The sequence below is a fragment of the Pauljensenia sp. C0170B5 genome, assembly GCF_056590195.1.
Genome location: NZ_JBWPVR010000009.1, coordinates 40,415 through 55,081, shown reverse-complemented (window position 1 = coordinate 55,081; position 14,667 = coordinate 40,415). Strand labels below are relative to the sequence as shown.

Annotated in this window: 15 protein-coding genes; 9 read left to right on the top strand and 6 right to left on the bottom strand. The window is 61.5% G+C overall.

The genetic code is table 11. From position 1 onward, the window contains the following. Positions 1-22 precede the first annotated feature (22 nt). Genes AC1EJZ_RS09475 through deoC form a run of 7 tightly spaced genes read left to right on the top strand, consistent with a single transcriptional unit; the run spans position 23 to position 7,060 of the window. Complete coding sequence (locus tag AC1EJZ_RS09475) at positions 23-1,600, top strand: ABC transporter ATP-binding protein (RefSeq protein WP_070725575.1); 1,578 nt, start codon at positions 23-25, stop codon at positions 1,598-1,600. Further along, positions 1,597-2,823, top strand: a complete 1,227-nt coding sequence (locus AC1EJZ_RS09470) for an ABC transporter permease (protein WP_257590373.1) — start codon at positions 1,597-1,599, stop codon at positions 2,821-2,823. Before AC1EJZ_RS09475 ends, AC1EJZ_RS09470 begins: the two co-directional genes overlap by 4 nt. Beyond that, entirely contained in the window at positions 2,820-4,085 is a 1,266-nt protein-coding gene (locus AC1EJZ_RS09465; RefSeq protein ID WP_480294713.1) for an ABC transporter permease, read from the top strand. The genes AC1EJZ_RS09470 and AC1EJZ_RS09465 overlap by 4 nt, the downstream gene beginning before the upstream one ends. A gap of 7 nt (positions 4,086-4,092) precedes the next feature. After that, on the top strand, positions 4,093-4,554 hold the full coding sequence (locus AC1EJZ_RS09460) for a cytidine deaminase (RefSeq protein WP_480294712.1): 462 nt from the start codon (positions 4,093-4,095) through the stop codon (positions 4,552-4,554). Beyond that, the gene (locus tag AC1EJZ_RS09455) at positions 4,544-5,839 is read left to right on the top strand and encodes a thymidine phosphorylase (protein WP_480294711.1); all 1,296 of its coding nucleotides are present in this window, start codon (positions 4,544-4,546) and stop codon (positions 5,837-5,839) included. The genes AC1EJZ_RS09460 and AC1EJZ_RS09455 overlap by 11 nt, the downstream gene beginning before the upstream one ends. Next, positions 5,836-6,384 (top strand): hypothetical protein, encoded by a 549-nt coding sequence (locus tag AC1EJZ_RS09450; protein WP_480294710.1) that lies wholly within the window; start codon positions 5,836-5,838, stop codon positions 6,382-6,384. The genes AC1EJZ_RS09455 and AC1EJZ_RS09450 overlap by 4 nt, the downstream gene beginning before the upstream one ends. Positions 6,385-6,406: 22 nt before the next feature. After that, positions 6,407-7,060, top strand: coding sequence for a deoxyribose-phosphate aldolase (gene deoC / locus AC1EJZ_RS09445; protein WP_058236166.1), 654 nt, complete (start codon positions 6,407-6,409; stop codon positions 7,058-7,060). 6 nt (positions 7,061-7,066) lie between these two features. Here deoC and AC1EJZ_RS09440 read toward each other — a convergent pair whose 3' ends face one another. Together AC1EJZ_RS09440 and AC1EJZ_RS09435 are read right to left on the bottom strand one after the other, a co-directional pair. Beyond that, on the bottom strand, positions 7,067-8,764 hold the full coding sequence (locus tag AC1EJZ_RS09440) for a phospho-sugar mutase (RefSeq protein WP_480294738.1): 1,698 nt from the start codon (positions 8,762-8,764) through the stop codon (positions 7,067-7,069). Between the two features lie 26 nt (positions 8,765-8,790). After that, positions 8,791-9,654: a purine-nucleoside phosphorylase gene (locus AC1EJZ_RS09435; RefSeq protein ID WP_285016076.1), complete on the bottom strand. Its 864-nt coding sequence runs from the start codon at positions 9,652-9,654 to the stop codon at positions 8,791-8,793. Positions 9,655-9,742: 88 nt separating this feature from the next. Between AC1EJZ_RS09435 and AC1EJZ_RS09430 the strand changes: the two genes are divergently transcribed. Then, positions 9,743-10,492 (top strand): LOG family protein, encoded by a 750-nt coding sequence (locus tag AC1EJZ_RS09430; protein WP_058236163.1) that lies wholly within the window; start codon positions 9,743-9,745, stop codon positions 10,490-10,492. Between the two features lie 125 nt (positions 10,493-10,617). Continuing rightward, entirely contained in the window at positions 10,618-10,782 is a 165-nt protein-coding gene (locus AC1EJZ_RS09425; RefSeq protein ID WP_070725565.1) for a DUF3117 domain-containing protein, read from the top strand. A 67-nt stretch (positions 10,783-10,849) separates the two neighbouring features. On the opposite strand, the gene AC1EJZ_RS09420 is transcribed toward AC1EJZ_RS09425, so the two are convergent. The 4 genes from AC1EJZ_RS09420 to AC1EJZ_RS09405 form a co-directional block, all read right to left on the bottom strand. Next, on the bottom strand, positions 10,850-11,503 hold the full coding sequence (locus AC1EJZ_RS09420; protein ID WP_070725563.1) for an O-methyltransferase: 654 nt from the start codon (positions 11,501-11,503) through the stop codon (positions 10,850-10,852). 65 nt (positions 11,504-11,568) lie between these two features. After that, the gene (locus AC1EJZ_RS09415; RefSeq protein WP_480294708.1) at positions 11,569-12,714 is read right to left on the bottom strand and encodes an Mrp/NBP35 family ATP-binding protein; all 1,146 of its coding nucleotides are present in this window, start codon (positions 12,712-12,714) and stop codon (positions 11,569-11,571) included. 66 nt (positions 12,715-12,780) lie between these two features. After that, a complete protein-coding gene (locus tag AC1EJZ_RS09410; RefSeq protein ID WP_058236161.1) occupies positions 12,781-13,365 on the bottom strand; it encodes a DUF1003 domain-containing protein in 585 nt (194 codons plus the stop codon). Beyond that, entirely contained in the window at positions 13,358-14,665 is a 1,308-nt protein-coding gene (locus AC1EJZ_RS09405) for a magnesium transporter MgtE N-terminal domain-containing protein (protein WP_257590375.1), read from the bottom strand. Before AC1EJZ_RS09405 ends, AC1EJZ_RS09410 begins: the two co-directional genes overlap by 8 nt. Between the last annotated feature and the right edge of the window lie 2 nt (positions 14,666-14,667).

Genomic DNA, 14,667 nt, shown 5'->3' with positions numbered 1-14,667 from the left:
TCTTTCAGAAAAGAGTCAGCGAGTGAAACTCGAACTACGAGGCATCACTAAGGTTTTCGGGCCCCTCGTCGCCAATGACCATATTGATCTGACCGTTGAACCTGGTCAGATTCACGCCCTGCTGGGTGAAAACGGCGCAGGTAAATCAACGTTGATGAATGTGCTGTACGGCCTGTACCAACCAGATGCCGGTGAAATCCTCATCGACGGGGAACCCGTCCACTTTAAAGGCCCCGGCGACGCTGTGGCAGCCGGAATCGGCATGGTGCACCAGCACTTTATGCTCGTCCCCGTATTCACCGTTGCCGAATCCGTGGCCCTGGGTTACGAACCCACCGGCACGTTTGGAGTGATCGACGAGGTCGCCGCCGCCCGTAAGGTGACTGAAATCTCAGCCCGATTCGGATTCGACGTGAATCCGAAAGCACGAATCGAAGACCTGCCTGTGGGAGCTCAGCAGCGCGTGGAGATCATCAAGGCACTCTCGCGTGAAGCTAAAGTGCTGATCCTCGATGAGCCGACTGCCGTGCTCACCCCGCAGGAAACCGATGAACTTATTGAGATTATGCGCGGACTGAAAGAGGACGGCACATCCATCGTTTTCATCACGCATAAGCTGCGCGAAGTGCGCGCAATCGCGGACCGCATCACGGTGATCCGGCGCGGAAAAGTGGTTGGTGAAGCTGCTCCGGATTCAAGCGAGAACGAGCTGGCCTCGATGATGGTGGGCCGCGACGTGAATCTGACGGTGGAAAAAGGCCCGGCCTCACCTGGCGAGGTTGTGCTGGATGTGGACGGACTGTCGCTGGTCGATGCGGCGGGCGCAGTTGCACTCGATGATGTGACGTTGAGTATTCGCAGCGGAGAGATTCTGGCGGTGGCCGGCGTGCAGGGCAATGGTCAGACCGAACTGGCTGAATGTCTGCTCGGACTGGAAACACCGACGTCCGGGACGATGACAATGTCAGGAGCGCAGCTCTCCCCGATGAGTGTGCGCCAGCGCATCCATCACGGCATGGGGTTCGTGCCCGAGGATCGCTCGACCGACGGCATGATCGCAGGCTTCTCGATTGCCGAAAATCTCATCCTGGATATTTCGAACAGTGCGCAGTTTGGCGCAGGTCCGTCGTTAAATCCGAAGAAAGTGCGCGCCAACGCGCTCGAAAAAGTTGACGAGTACGACATTCGTGTCACCGACGTTTCTGACCCGATCTCCACTCTGTCGGGCGGCAATCAGCAAAAAGTCGTGCTGGCACGTGAAATTTCGCGCGACCTGGACCTTCTGGTGGCCTCGCAGCCGACCCGCGGCCTGGACGTCGGATCGATCGAATTCGTCCACCGCCGCATTGTTGCTGAGCGTGACGAAGGAACCGCGGTGCTGATCATCTCCAGTGAACTGGACGAGGTTGTCGCGCTGGCTGACCGGATCGCCGTGATGTATCGCGGACGAATCGTCGGCATCGTCCCCGCCGATACACCGCGCGACGTGCTGGGACTGATGATGGCGGGTGTGCCCGCCGACGAAGCTCGCAGCCAGGCCGCTCACCATGAAACAATTCTGGGCGCTGCCGACGAGCAGGCTGAAAAGGAGGAGCAGTGAAAGAGGCACAGGAAACACCAGACGTGTCCGACCGCTCCGGTGCGCAGGCTTCCCTCATCCGACGCGTCATGTCGGGCTCCTGGCTCGTATCGGTTCTGGCCGTTGTCGTGGCACTCGTCGTCGGATCAGTGCTGATCGCCATTTCAAACCCAAACGTTCAGACAGCGGCCGGGTATTTCTTCGCACGCCCCGTCGACACGTTCGCCGCATTGTGGTCCGCAGTGGGCGACGCCTACGAGGCGATGCTGCGCGGCGCAGTCTTTGACTGGAAAGCGTCCAGCACAGCACGCATGTGGCGGCCGATCACCGAAACCCTCACCAACTCGGTTCCCCTGATCTTTGCGGGCCTGGGTGTGGCAGTGGGATTCCGGGCAGGCCTGTTCAACATCGGTGCGCAGGGGCAGGTCGTGCTCGGTGCAATCTTCGGCAGCTACGTGGGATTCGCCTGGCACCTGCCACCCGTGATTCACTTGCTGGCAGCCATGTGCGGAGCCGCCCTCGGCGGTGCACTGTGGTCCGGAATTGCCGGCATCCTGAAAGCGAAGACCGGCGCGAACGAAGTCATCACGACGATCATGCTCAACTCGATCGCCGGTTTGCTGATCGGGTACGTCCTGACCCGGCCCTCGTTCATTGGCGAGGGGAACACGAACCCGAAATCCATGCCGGTCCTCGAAACAGCGATGTACCCCAGGCTGCTGGGAGATTCCTTCCGTGTGCACTTCGGATTCATTGCCGCTCTGGCGGCTGCACTGTTCGTGTGGTGGCTGCTGGAGCGTTCAACGATCGGGTTCGAATTCCGCGCGACGGGCCTGAATCCTGCGGCGGCACGCACAGCGGGTATCTCCGTTGAAAAAGTGACGACGCTGGTCATGATTGTTTCTGGTGCGCTGTGCGGTCTGGCTGGTTCGGCCCCGGCTCTGGGCACTGAACGCTATCTGACTACCGGCATTGCCGCATCAATCGGTTTTGATGCGATCACCGTGGCGCTGCTGGGCAAGTCACGCCCACTGGGTACGGTGCTGGCCGGATTGCTGTTCGGCGCGCTGAAAGCGGGCGGTGCGATTATGCAGACTGCGACGCAGACTCCGATCGACATTGTCCTGGTCATCCAGTCCACGATCGTGTTGTTCATTGCCGCGCCGCCACTGGTTCGCGCGATTTTCCGTTTGCCTGAACCGCTGCCGCATTCCCGTATCGCGAAGAAAGAGGTGGCAGCATGAGTACCACAGCGACTACACAGTCTGTGCAGCCCGCACTGCCGGTGAAAGTTGTTGTCTCCTACGCGCTGGCGACGGTACTGAGCGCACTGTTGGCGTTCTATTGCCACAGTTCCACGCGCTTTGCGCTGGGACGGTCCTCGGACTTCGTGGCGATCCCGGACTTCTCTGTTCCTGCACGGCCTTTCGCCATCGTGGCCACGCTGATTCTGGCAGCCCTGACAGCCGTCGCATTCATGCAGCGGCAGCGCCGCGTGAGCACTCCGCTGTGGATGCATGCAATCGTCGGCGTGCTGTTCATTCTCGTGTTCCTGACCTGGGCTGGAGCGGGGCGCGACACCGTCATCCCGATCGTCACATTGCTGGCGGGCGCACTGACCCTGTCAGTCCCATTGATTTTCGGCGCAATGGCCGGAACGGTGGGGGAGCGCTCCGGAACCATCAACATCGCCATTGAAGGTCAGCTGCTTTTCGGAGCGTTCCTCGGAGCGGTCGTCGCTTCGCTTGCCAGGAGCGCATGGGTGGGCCTGATTGCCGCGCCGATCGCCGGCATGCTGGTGTCACTGCTCCTGGTGCTGTTCGGACTGAAATACCGCGTCGACCAGATCATTGTCGGTGTTGTGCTGAACGTGCTGGTATTGGGATTGACCAGCTTCTTCTACTCCACGGTGCTGAATGTGTCAGCGGAGTCGCGCGAAGCCTTTAACTCCGGTGTATCACTGCCTGTCATTTCGATTCCGATCCTGTCCAGGATCCCCCTGATCGGCCCGGTGCTGTTCCAGCAGACCATCTTGGTGTACACGATGTACGTTGTGGTTGGAGTGCTGCAGTTCATGCTGTTCCACTCACGATGGGGCCTGCGTATGCGGGCGTGCGGCGAGCACCCGCAGGCAGCCGACACAGTGGGCATCAACGTGATGAGGACACGCATCAACAATGCGATCCTGGGTGGCGCTCTGGCCGGCCTGGGCGGTGCGTTCTTCACCATCGGGCACGGCCTGGCATTCGCCAAGGACATGGCATCGGGCAACGGCTACATCGCCCTGGCCGCCATGATTCTGGGCGGCTGGACCCCGATCGGCGGAGTGGCCGCAGCGCTGCTGTTCGGTTTCGCCATGAACCTGGGCTACACGCTGTCCATTATCGGATCACCCATGCCGTCACAGATCATGCTGATGATCCCCTATGTGGTGACGATTCTGGCGATTGCAGGCTTCGTGGGTCGTGTGCGCGCGCCAGCCGCAGAAGGCGTTCCCTACCCGTAAAGTAGAAATGGAACTGCAAGGGAGAACTATGGAGATCACAGACCAGACGTGGGCTGACCTTCACCAGGCAGCCGTCAGTGCCATGCAGCGAGCCTATTGCCCGTATTCGCACTATCCGGTGGGCGCGGCCGCCCTCGTCGACGATGGTCGAATCGTGTCGGGATGCAACGTTGAGAACGCCGGGTACGGTGTGACACTGTGCGCTGAATGTGGCGTGATATCTGAACTGATCAACACAGGTGGAGGGCACCTGGTCGCGTTCGCGTGCGTCAATGCCCACCAGGAGGCGACCGCTCCGTGCGGACGGTGCCGACAGATCCTGTTCGAACATGGCGGCCCTGACCTGATGCTCGCCATGCCTGGCGGCCTGATGCGGATGGACGAGGTGCTGCCGCGCGGCTTTGGCCCGTGGAATGTGCGTGAAGTGACAGGGGAAGGCCCTGAGAACGGAGGAAGCAATGAGCGTTGAACAGTTTGACGTTGTCGACATCATCTCAGCCAAGCGTGACGGAGGTGAGCTGGACAACCAGCAGATCGACTGGGTGATCGATGCCTACACGCGAGGCGTCGTTGCCGATGAGCAAATGTCGGCACTGGCGATGGCGATTTTCATCAACGGGATGCAGCGCCGTGAAATTGAGCGCTGGATGCAGGCCATGATGAGCTCCGGGGAACGGATGGACTTTTCCAGCCTGACGCGCCCCACCAGTGACAAGCACTCCACCGGCGGTGTCGGTGACAAGATCACGCTGCCGCTGGCACCTCTCGTCGCGGTGTATGACGTGGCCGTGCCGCAGCTGTCCGGGCGCGGCCTGGGGCACACCGGCGGAACCCTGGACAAGATGGAATCGATCCCCGGGTGGCGCGCGAACCTGAGCAATGACGAAATCATGCACATGCTGGATACGGTTGGGGCAGTGATCTGCGCGGCAGGGTCTGGGTTGGCTCCCGCTGACCGCAAGCTGTACGCGCTGCGTGACACGACCGGAACCGTTGACTGTATTCCGCTGATCGCATCGTCGATTATGTCGAAGAAGATTGCTGAAGGCACCAGCTCACTGGTGCTGGACGTGAAGGTCGGCTCCGGTGCCTTCATGAAAGACATTGACCATGCGCGCGAACTGGCACGCACGATGGTGGACCTTGGTTCAGATGCAGGTCTGTCGATCTGTGCGCTGCTCACCGACATGTCCACGCCGCTGGGACGTACTGTCGGCAACGCGCTGGAAGTGCGTGAAGCTGTGGAGGTCCTGGCCGGTGGCGGACCCTCTGACGTGGTGGAACTGACCGTTGCTCTGGCACGCGAAATGCTGCGTCAGGCTGGACGAGGAGACGTTGACCCGGCTGAAGCGCTCGCTGATGGCCGCGCGATGGACAAGTGGCGTGAAATGGTCGCAGGCCAGGGCGGGGATCCTGACGCTGCGCTGCCGGCTGCCCAGCACACGGAAGTCATTGCTGCCGAAGCTTCCGGATATGTCACCGCGATGGATGCACTCTCGATCGGTGTGGCCTCGTGGCGCCTGGGGGCTGGCCGCGCACGCAAGGAAGATGCCGTGCAGGCGGAAGCAGGCATCGAAATCCACGCCAAACCGGGTGAGGCCGTCACGAAGGGGCAGCCTCTGTTGACGCTGCACACGCAGACACCTGAGCGAATCGAGCGGGCGCGTGAAGCCCTGTCGGGAGCCATCGCGATTGGCCCTGAGCGCCGCGGCGGTGCTGACTCCGTCGTGCTGGGTCGAGTGGATCCTCAGTGAACACCGCGCGCCCTCGGCCACTTCCCGCAGTCATGCCGCATCAGGTTGACGGCACAACGTGCGGGATCGCTGCGCTTGCAGCGGTTGCCGCGCGGGCGGGCGGACCGCAGCACGCCTATCTGAATGCTCGGCGCGATGCTGTTGACCGGATCCAGGTTGCGCTGCACGCTCAGGCCGCGCGGGTGGGGATCCCGTGGCCGCAGGCCTTAGGCACCTCGCCGTGGGCACTGGCTTCACTGGCATCAAGCGCGGTGGGAGTGCGCTACGGTTGGACGCCATGGGAATGCGGGGGTGTTGACCGGGTTCAACGGGCAGTCAACAGCGGAATCGATGCTTTCGTCTACGTGGGGGCGCACCGCCTCATCCCTCGGCACGTCATCGCCGTGCTCGCAGCGGAATCCACTGACTCGCAGTGGGTGGTTTTCGAGCCATCCAGCGGGAAAGTCATCACTACTTCTCCCAGCGTGTTCACACAGGCTCGCGCTGGGCACCCTCGGCAAGAATTTGGAAACTGGACGCTGCCCAGCCTTGTGGTAGCGCCCTGACCTACTGAAAAGGAGACACCCCATGACCACTCGATCCGACGTCGCACAGATGATCGACCACACATTGCTCAAACCGGAATCAACCGACCAGGACGTGCGCGCGCTGATTGCACAGGCTCAGGAACTGGGCACCTACTCCGTGTGCGTGTCACCGTCGATGCTGCCCATCGACGCCCCTGAAGGACTCCACGTGGCGTGCGTGTGCGGATTCCCTTCCGGCGCGCACAAGGCCGAGGTGAAAGCCGCTGAAGCTGCTCAAGCCGTTCGTGACGGTGCTGACGAGATTGACATGGTCGTGAACCTTGCGCTGGTCAAGCAGGCAGACTGGGATGGTGTGCGCGCCGACATTGCGGCCGTGCGTGCAGCATGCCCCGACTCGGTTTTGAAAGTCATCATCGAATCAGCCGTCCTGACCGATGAGGAAATCGTGGAGACCTGCAAGCAGGCAGAAGCTGCCGGAGCGGACTTCGTCAAGACGTCCACCGGTTTCCACCCCTCAGGTGGTGCCTCCGTCCACGCCGTTGAACTCATGCGTCAGACCGTGGGGGACCGCCTGGGAGTCAAGGCATCGGGCGGAATTCGCGACGCTCAGAGCGCGCTTGCCATGATCGAAGCAGGCGCATCCCGGCTTGGCCTGTCCTCCTCGGCGGCCGTGCTGGACGGCCTGGACGACTAGGTTGCGCTACACGCCGAGCGCTGCGCGCAGGTCAGTTTTGACCCGCTCGAGGCGCTCGGCGGCTTGTGTTCGGGCCGCGTCCACATTCCCATCCGAAACAGGGATCACAACCTCGCAGTAGCACTTCAACTTCGGCTCAGTGCCCGAGGGGCGAGCCACCACGCGGTCATCGGATTCGGTGCGGAAAATAAGCGCATCCGTACCGGGCAGATCGAGCTGCTCAGAGCCGTTCGTCAGGTCTGTTGTCTCGATGACGGGGGAGCCGGCCAGCGAGTCCACACCGCGCTCGCGCAGATTCGCCATACCGGTCGTAATTGTGGCCAGGTCATCGACACGGATAGTCAGGGGAGAGGTCGCATACAGGCCGAACTCACAGGCCAGCTCATCGAGAACTGCCCGAAGAGAAGAACCGTCAGCCTTGCGTTCTGCTGCAAAGCGCGCCAACTTCAGGCACGCTGAAATGCCGTCCTTGTCGCGCACATACCCCGGATCGACGCAGTATCCCAAAGCTTCTTCATAGCCGAAGACCAGGTTCGGTACGCGGGAAATCCACTTGAAACCGGTCAGTGTGACACGGTGTGTCACGCCGTGCGTCTGCGCGATGCGCGACAGCAGACGTGAGGACACAATCGAGTTGGCAACGGTCGGGTTGCCCTCGCCGCCACGTGCCTGCGTGACTGCCCGCAGTCCCAGCAGTGCGCCTACCTGATCTCCGGTCAACTGCCTCCAGCCACCCTCGATGGAGGGATCGGGAAGCGCGGCGCTGCAGCGGTCAGCATCTGGATCGTTCGCCAGGATGATGTCGGCATTAACGTCGCGCGCCAGCTGCATCGCCAGGTCCAGTGCCCCCGGCTCTTCAGGATTGGGGAAACGCACGGTCGGGAAATCCGGATCAGGATCCTGCTGCTGGGCAACGACGTGAACATCGGAAAAGCCGCGCCGGCGCAGTGCTTCACTCATCGTTGCTCCGCCCACACCGTGCATGGAGGTCAAAACGATGCGTAGCTGCGCATTTTCTGGCCCGCCCGTCACCAGTGAGGTGACTCGATCCAGATAGGCTTCCACGATTGAGTCGTCGAGTTCATGCCAGCCTGACTGGGCGCGCGGAACGTCACGAACAGAGGTGACGGCCTGGATCGCCTCGAAAATTTCCGCATCGAAAGGTGGGACGATCTGAGAGCCCTGACCAGAATCTGTGACCACGCGCCCACCCAGGTAGACCTTGTAACCGTTATCTTCAGCCGGGTTGTGCGAGGCCGTCACCATCACTGCCGCATCGGCTTCCAGGTGGCGCAATGCGAACGCTGTGAGGGGCGTGGGCATGGCGAGCGGCAGGACGTAGGCAGTGCCGCCGGCTGCGGTCGCAACCCCCGCCGTATCGAGGGCGAACTGGCGCGACCCATATCGGGCATCGCAGCCGATCACGATCGAAAAGTCCGGGCCCGCATGGCGCTTGAGAACCTCCATGAGGCCGGCTGCAGCGCGAATGACGACAGCGCGGTTCATTCTGTTCGGCCCGCCTCCGAGATGGCCGCGCAGCCCGGCTGTTCCGAATTCGAGGAGGCCCTTGAAACGGTCGGCCAGTTCAATGCGCGCATCCTCGCTAGTGGCGGACTGCTCAAGCAGATCCGTCAGCTCGCGTGCGGTCGCCTCGTCAGGATCGTCGTCAATCCACCGGCGAACAGCTTCAACGTCGATATCCATGTGTGTCACTGTCAGTCCTTCCGCTATCACTCAGCATCAGTTGCGATTGCCTGAACGATATCAGCCAAGAGGCGCGCAATTCTGGGAGCGGCCTCCTGACCGGCTGCGATCACCTCGGCATGCGAGAGGGGTTCAGGTGAGATTCCTGCTGCCAGATTCGTCATGAGTGAGATGCCGAGGATCTCCATGCCGGCTTCGCGCGCCGCTATCGCCTCGAGCGTGGTGGACATGCCCACCAGGTCGCCGCCCAGGATCCCTGCCATCTTCACTTCGGCGGGGGTTTCATAGTGTGGGCCGGGGAACTGGACATACACGCCTTCAGGCAAGGTCGGGTCAATCGTGTGAGCGACAGTGCGCAGACGCTGCGAATACAGGTCGGTCAGGTCGACAAATGTAGCGCCCTCCAGCGGGGAAGCGCCGGTGAGATTGATATGGTCGCGGATCAGAACCGCCTGGCCGGGGCTCCACTGTGGGTTCAGCCCTCCACACCCGTTGGTCAGGACGACGGTGCGAGCTCCTGCGGCCGCTGCCGTCCTCATCCCGTGGGCAACCGCTCGCACTCCTTTGCCTTCGTAGTAGTGCGTTCGTGAACCCAGGACGAGGGCGACTGTGTCAGATCCGTGCACCCGAATTGAGCGCATGACGGGAACGTGGCCAGCCACTGCGGGAGCAAAGAAGCCCGGCACTTCTGCTGCAGGGATTTCGCTGATTGTTTCACCGATCAGGTCGGCTGCTCCGCCCCATCCTGATCCCAGCACGAGCGCAATGTCGTGGTGGTCGATGCCGGAGCGGCGCGCAATGGTGTCCGCTGCGTGCCGCGCAAGTTCACCAGGTGTGGGGTCGGTAGAGTCGTCGCAGGTGCCGTGAGTGTGAACGTCAGATCGGGTCATGAGGATAACGCTACAACGAGGACCTATTATTTTTCTGTAAACAATCGGGCAACGTCGCTGACATGCCGATCACACCAAGGAGAGGTTGATGGAAAGTCAGGAAAACCATCCCCACAAACGCACCTATATGCGCGGCCCCGTTATGCTGCGAGGAAACCAGATACCGAAGGAGACCTCGGAAACGCGCTTGCTGCGGCCACAGAAAGACACTGACTGGGTGCATGAAGACCCGTGGCGCGTGCTGAGGATCCAGGCGGAGTTCGTTGAAGGGTTCGGAGCGCTGAGCGAGCTGGGGCCGGCTGTGTCGGTCTTCGGTTCGGCACGCACGCAGGAAGACGATCCGTATTGGGAATACGCGCAGATGATTGGCCGACTGCTGGTCGAATCGGGATATGCCGTCATCACCGGCGGTGGTCCGGGGGCGATGGCGGCGGCGAACAAAGGTGCTTTTGAAGCGGGCGGGGCTTCCGTCGGCCTGGGCATTGAGCTGCCGATGGAGCAGGCAATGAACCAGTGGGTGAACATGGGGATCAACTTCCGCTACTTCTTCGCCCGTAAGACCATGTTCGTGAAGTATTCGTGTGGATTCATCGTCATGCCCGGTGGTTTTGGCACGATGGATGAACTGTTCGAAGCGGTCACGCTGGTGCAGACCGGCAAGGTCCAGGCATTTCCGTTGGTCTTGATCGGGTCAGACTACTGGGGTGGGCTGGTCGAGTGGGTACGTTCCACAATGGTGACTCACGGTGCGATTTCGCCCGGTGACCCGGACCTGTTCACGCTCGTTGACGATCCGCGTGAAGCTGTCGCCATCATTCGTGAACGCACGAAAGAGTGATTTTTCAGCGTAATTTCGCCTGTGCGCATCCCATTTTGCGGCAGTCACGGTAGAATGGATGTGTCCACTGCCAAGCGCAGATTGCGTGTCGGCAGCAGTGAAAACCATACCAAGGAGCGTGAGACATGGCAGCCATGAAACCTCGGACTGGTGACGGTCCCCTCGAGGCCACCAAAGAAGGGCGCGGCATTGTGATGCGTATTCCCAGTGAAGGTGGCGGGCGGCTGGTCATCGAGCTCACGCCTGAGGAGGCGAAAGACCTCTCCGAGGCACTGTCACAGGCTGTGTGACGTGTAGCTGGACCAAGGGGTCTCATCGTGCGGCAGACGCATGGTGAGCCCCTTCGTTTATGTCCGGTCAGGCTTTGACAGCAACCAGGACGCCGTCACCGACCGGAAGCAGCGAGGTGACGAAATCCTCCGTTTCACCCATCACGCGAATCACTTCACGCATGACAACGGTTTCCTCGTCACGGCGGGCCGGATCTGCGACTCGGTCATGCCACAATGCGTGTACCACCACCGCTGTGCCGCCTGGGCGGAGGATGCGCAGCGCATGGTCGAGGTATTCGGGCGTTTCCTTCACGTCAGCGTCAATGACGATCATGTCGTAGGCACCGGCTGCCATGCGGGGCAGTACATCAAGCGCCCTGCCAGAGATCAGGCGTGTGTGGCCGGAACCCCGGCCGGCCGATTCAAATGCGCGGCGGGCATGACGATGGAATTCAGGTTCCACGTCAATTGTGGTGAGCACACCGTTGGTCGGAATCCCCTCAAGCATCCACAGGCCTGACACACCTGCACCCGTGCCGATTTCCAGGACAGCTTTCGCTCCGGTGCACGAGGCAAGCATCCGCAGCGTTGCGCCGACACCTGTTGAAATAGGCTCAGCTCCCAGCTCGATGGCTACGTCGCGCGCGCGCCGAATGGTCTCAGATTCGCTGACGTATTCTTCTGAAAAAACCCAGGTTTGCGCTTTATCTGATGTCACGACGTCCTCCCACACCCACATGAATCATTCACGTTGTCCTCAAGCCTACCTTGATTGAACGGCGGCTGGTGATTTCACGTGCCGCGCTATCCGAGGCGCCCTCCCTGTGCAGGTGTCACGTTCAGGTGCATTCCGGCCAGTCCGCGCTTGCGCTGTCCCAGCAGCGCGCCCACCGTTTTCAAGACGGTTGCTGCGTCACCTTCGCCACTCAGGACGATGGGGGAGCCGGAGTCGCCGCCCTCGCGCAAGTGAACGTCGAGCGGAATCTGGGCCAGGAGCGGCACGTCGTATCCGAGTTGTGCACTCAGGCGTGCCGATACGGATTCACCGCCGCCGGTGCCGAACACTTCGAGGTGCGACCCGTCCGGCTGGACCAGGTAGGACATGTTCTCGATGACGCCGAGGACGTGCTGCTGGGTCTGCGCTGCGATGGAGCCGGCACGTTCCGCAACCTCTGCCGCCGCAACCTGCGGAGTGGTGACGACCAGGATTTCAGAGGTTGGCAGCAGTTGTGCGATGGAGATTGCCACATCACCGGTGCCGGGAGGCATATCGATGAGCAGAACGTCCAGGTCACCCCAGAATACGTCCGCGAGGAACTGCTGGAGTGCGCGGTGCAGCATCGGACCGCGCCACACGACGGCCTGGCCGTCCGGAACAAACATGCCGATTGAGACGACCTTGACGCCGCCGGCACCGATCGGCGGAATGATCATGCCGTCCAGAACCTGCGGCTCATGAACCACGCCCATCATGCGCGGAATGGAGAAGCCATAAATGTCAGCGTCGAGGACGCCAACTTTCAGGCCGGCGGACGCCATTGCTCCGGCCAGGTTCGCCGTCATGGACGACTTGCCAACCCCGCCCTTGCCGGATGTGACCGCAATGATGCGGGTGAGTGAATCGGGCTTGTTGAAGAGGATCTCGCGTTCGGCCTTCCCGCCGTTGAGCTTTTCACGTAAAGCTTTCTTTTGCTCGTCATTCATGACGCCCATCGTGACCTCGACGGTTTCGATACCGTCAACGGCACCCACCGCAGCCTTGATGTCGCGCGTGATCGTCTCGTGGAGGGGACAGCCCGCAGTGGTCAGCAGGACACCGATATGAGCGGTGGTCCCGTCGATACGGACCTCGTCAATCATGTTGAGGTCGGTGACCGGGCGGTGCAGTTCCGGATCCATCACCGTTTCAAGAGCGGAGTGGACAGCGTGTTCAATGGACGTTTCAGACATGTAATCCATCGTACTTGGCCGACACAAACTCGCCAGGTGGGTCACGCCACACGGGGACGGATAATGCTAGGCGTCCTTCTGCCCAGCCAGTTCGGCGCGGACCTGTTGGGTCACTTCCTGGCGGACTTCGTCCTCCAGTTCGGCGCGGATCCGGGCGCGTAGGGACGCCTCGTCGGTTCCGTTGCCTTCCTGGAGTTCGTCGAGCATGTCACGAAGTTCGGAGCGTACGAAGTCGCGGGTGGCCATATCCTGCAGGCTCAAACGCAAACCGGCGATCTCGCGCGTGAGGTATTCCGTGTCCGTCAGGTTGCGTTCGGCGCGCTGCCGGTCCTGCTCGGCCTGTACGCGGTCACGATCGTCCTGACGGTTCTGCGCCAGCAGGATCAGAGGTGCCGAGTACGATGCCTGCAGTGACAGCATCAGCGTCAGTGCGGTGAAACCAAGTTCTGCCTTGTCGAATTGGAGCCTGTCGGGCGCCAGAGTGTTCCAGCCGATCCACAGGGCGACGAACACCGTCAGATAGACGATGAACTGCGGGGTGCCGGAAAAACGCGCGAGGCGTTCGGCTGCGCGCCCCATTCCTTCCGATTCGAGGTTGATGCGCGGGAGCCTGCGGCGGCGGTCAGCGGGTGTGTCCAAACGGTCAGCCATCGATGCTCCTTGCCATCAACTTGTCGGTCACGTCATCATCAAAGTCACGCCAGTCGGTCGGCAGCAACGCGTCCAGGACGTCGTCAACGGAGACAGCGCCCAGAAGAACGTCGTCCTCGTCGGTGACGGGCACCAGAGACAGGTTGTACGTTGCCATCAGACGAGTGACTGTCGCGATGTGAACGGTGGGGGAGACGGCCTCAATGTCATCATCGAGGATCGTTCCCAGCAGTGTTTGGGGTGGTTCACGCAGCGCGCGCTGGATGTGCACAACCCCCAGGAACGGGCCGGTCGGTGTTTCCTGGGGTGGGCGCGTGACACACACGATGGATGCCAGCGATGCGGGCAGGTCAGTGCGCCGCACAGCGGCCAGCATCTGCGCCACGGTTGCGTCAGGGCCGAGGATGACGGGCTCGGTGGTCATCAGCGAGCCGGCCGTTGATTCGGCATAGGTCAGCAGCCTTCGCACGTCCTGTGCTTCTTCGGGACCCATCCGAGCCAGCAGGGATTGCGCAATCGGATCAGGCAGCTCAGAGATCAGGTCGGCCGCGTCGTCAGGCTGCATTTCGTCGAGGATGTCGGCGGCGCGTCCAGTCTCCAATGCGGACACGATTTGCACGCGGTCATCATCACCGAGTTCTTCGAGCACGTCGGCCAGTCGGTGTTCAGGCAGTTCCTGAGCGACCGCGAGCTGGCGGTCAGCGGGCAGGTCATGCAGGAAGTCCGCCAGGTCAGCTGCCTTCATGTCCTCGGTGTATTGGATGAGTGCGGTGGCGGTCTGGTCGGAGTCGGCAATGAAGAGTCCGGTGGTTTGTGGAATATCGACGGTCAGGGTTTCGCCTCCGCGGCGGAATCCCAACGTGTTGAGGCGCTGACGCTGGACGTGCAGTTTGGTGAGCACCCAGTCACGAGGGCGACGCTGCTCCATCGCCACGTCGAGGATTTTTGCTTCGCCGCTGCCATCGTTCATTGTGATGATGCGGTCGAAGAGCTGGGAAATGACGAGTGCTTCAGCTGGCCGCTGATTGAAGCGGCGCAGATTCAGCAGGCCCGTGATGATAACAGCTCCGGATTCGATGGAGGTGACGCGAGTGAAAGGCAGGAAGATCCTGCGACGCGGTCCGACCTCGATGACGAAGCCGATGACGTTCGCCGGGGTCTTGAGTCGCATGGCCACGACGACGTCATGGATGGTGCCAACTTTTTCACCCAACGGGTCAAAAACGCCTGTGCCGGCAAGCTTGGCGACGAAGATGCGGCGACGTCCGGGCGTCACGGTGGTTGGAGCAGCAGTATTCACAC

Bases quoted from the DNA above. Each gene is read 5' to 3' on its own strand.
- AC1EJZ_RS09465 (WP_480294713.1), top strand. From the start codon at position 2,820: ATGAGTACCACAGCGACTACACAGTCTGTGCAGCCCGCACTGCCGGTG.
- AC1EJZ_RS09460 (WP_480294712.1), top strand. From the start codon at position 4,093: ATGGAACTGCAAGGGAGAACTATGGAGATCACAGACCAGACGTGGGCT.
- AC1EJZ_RS09455 (WP_480294711.1), top strand. From the start codon at position 4,544: ATGAGCGTTGAACAGTTTGACGTTGTCGACATCATCTCAGCCAAGCGT.
- deoC (WP_058236166.1), top strand. From the start codon at position 6,407: ATGACCACTCGATCCGACGTCGCACAGATGATCGACCACACATTGCTC.
- AC1EJZ_RS09440 (WP_480294738.1), bottom strand. From the start codon at position 8,764: ATGGATATCGACGTTGAAGCTGTTCGCCGGTGGATTGACGACGATCCT.
- AC1EJZ_RS09435 (WP_285016076.1), bottom strand. From the start codon at position 9,654: ATGACCCGATCTGACGTTCACACTCACGGCACCTGCGACGACTCTACC.
- AC1EJZ_RS09430 (WP_058236163.1), top strand. From the start codon at position 9,743: ATGGAAAGTCAGGAAAACCATCCCCACAAACGCACCTATATGCGCGGC.
- AC1EJZ_RS09425 (WP_070725565.1), top strand. From the start codon at position 10,618: ATGGCAGCCATGAAACCTCGGACTGGTGACGGTCCCCTCGAGGCCACC.
- AC1EJZ_RS09420 (WP_070725563.1), bottom strand. From the start codon at position 11,503: ATGTGGGTGTGGGAGGACGTCGTGACATCAGATAAAGCGCAAACCTGG.
- AC1EJZ_RS09415 (WP_480294708.1), bottom strand. From the start codon at position 12,714: ATGTCTGAAACGTCCATTGAACACGCTGTCCACTCCGCTCTTGAAACG.
- AC1EJZ_RS09410 (WP_058236161.1), bottom strand. From the start codon at position 13,365: ATGGCTGACCGTTTGGACACACCCGCTGACCGCCGCCGCAGGCTCCCG.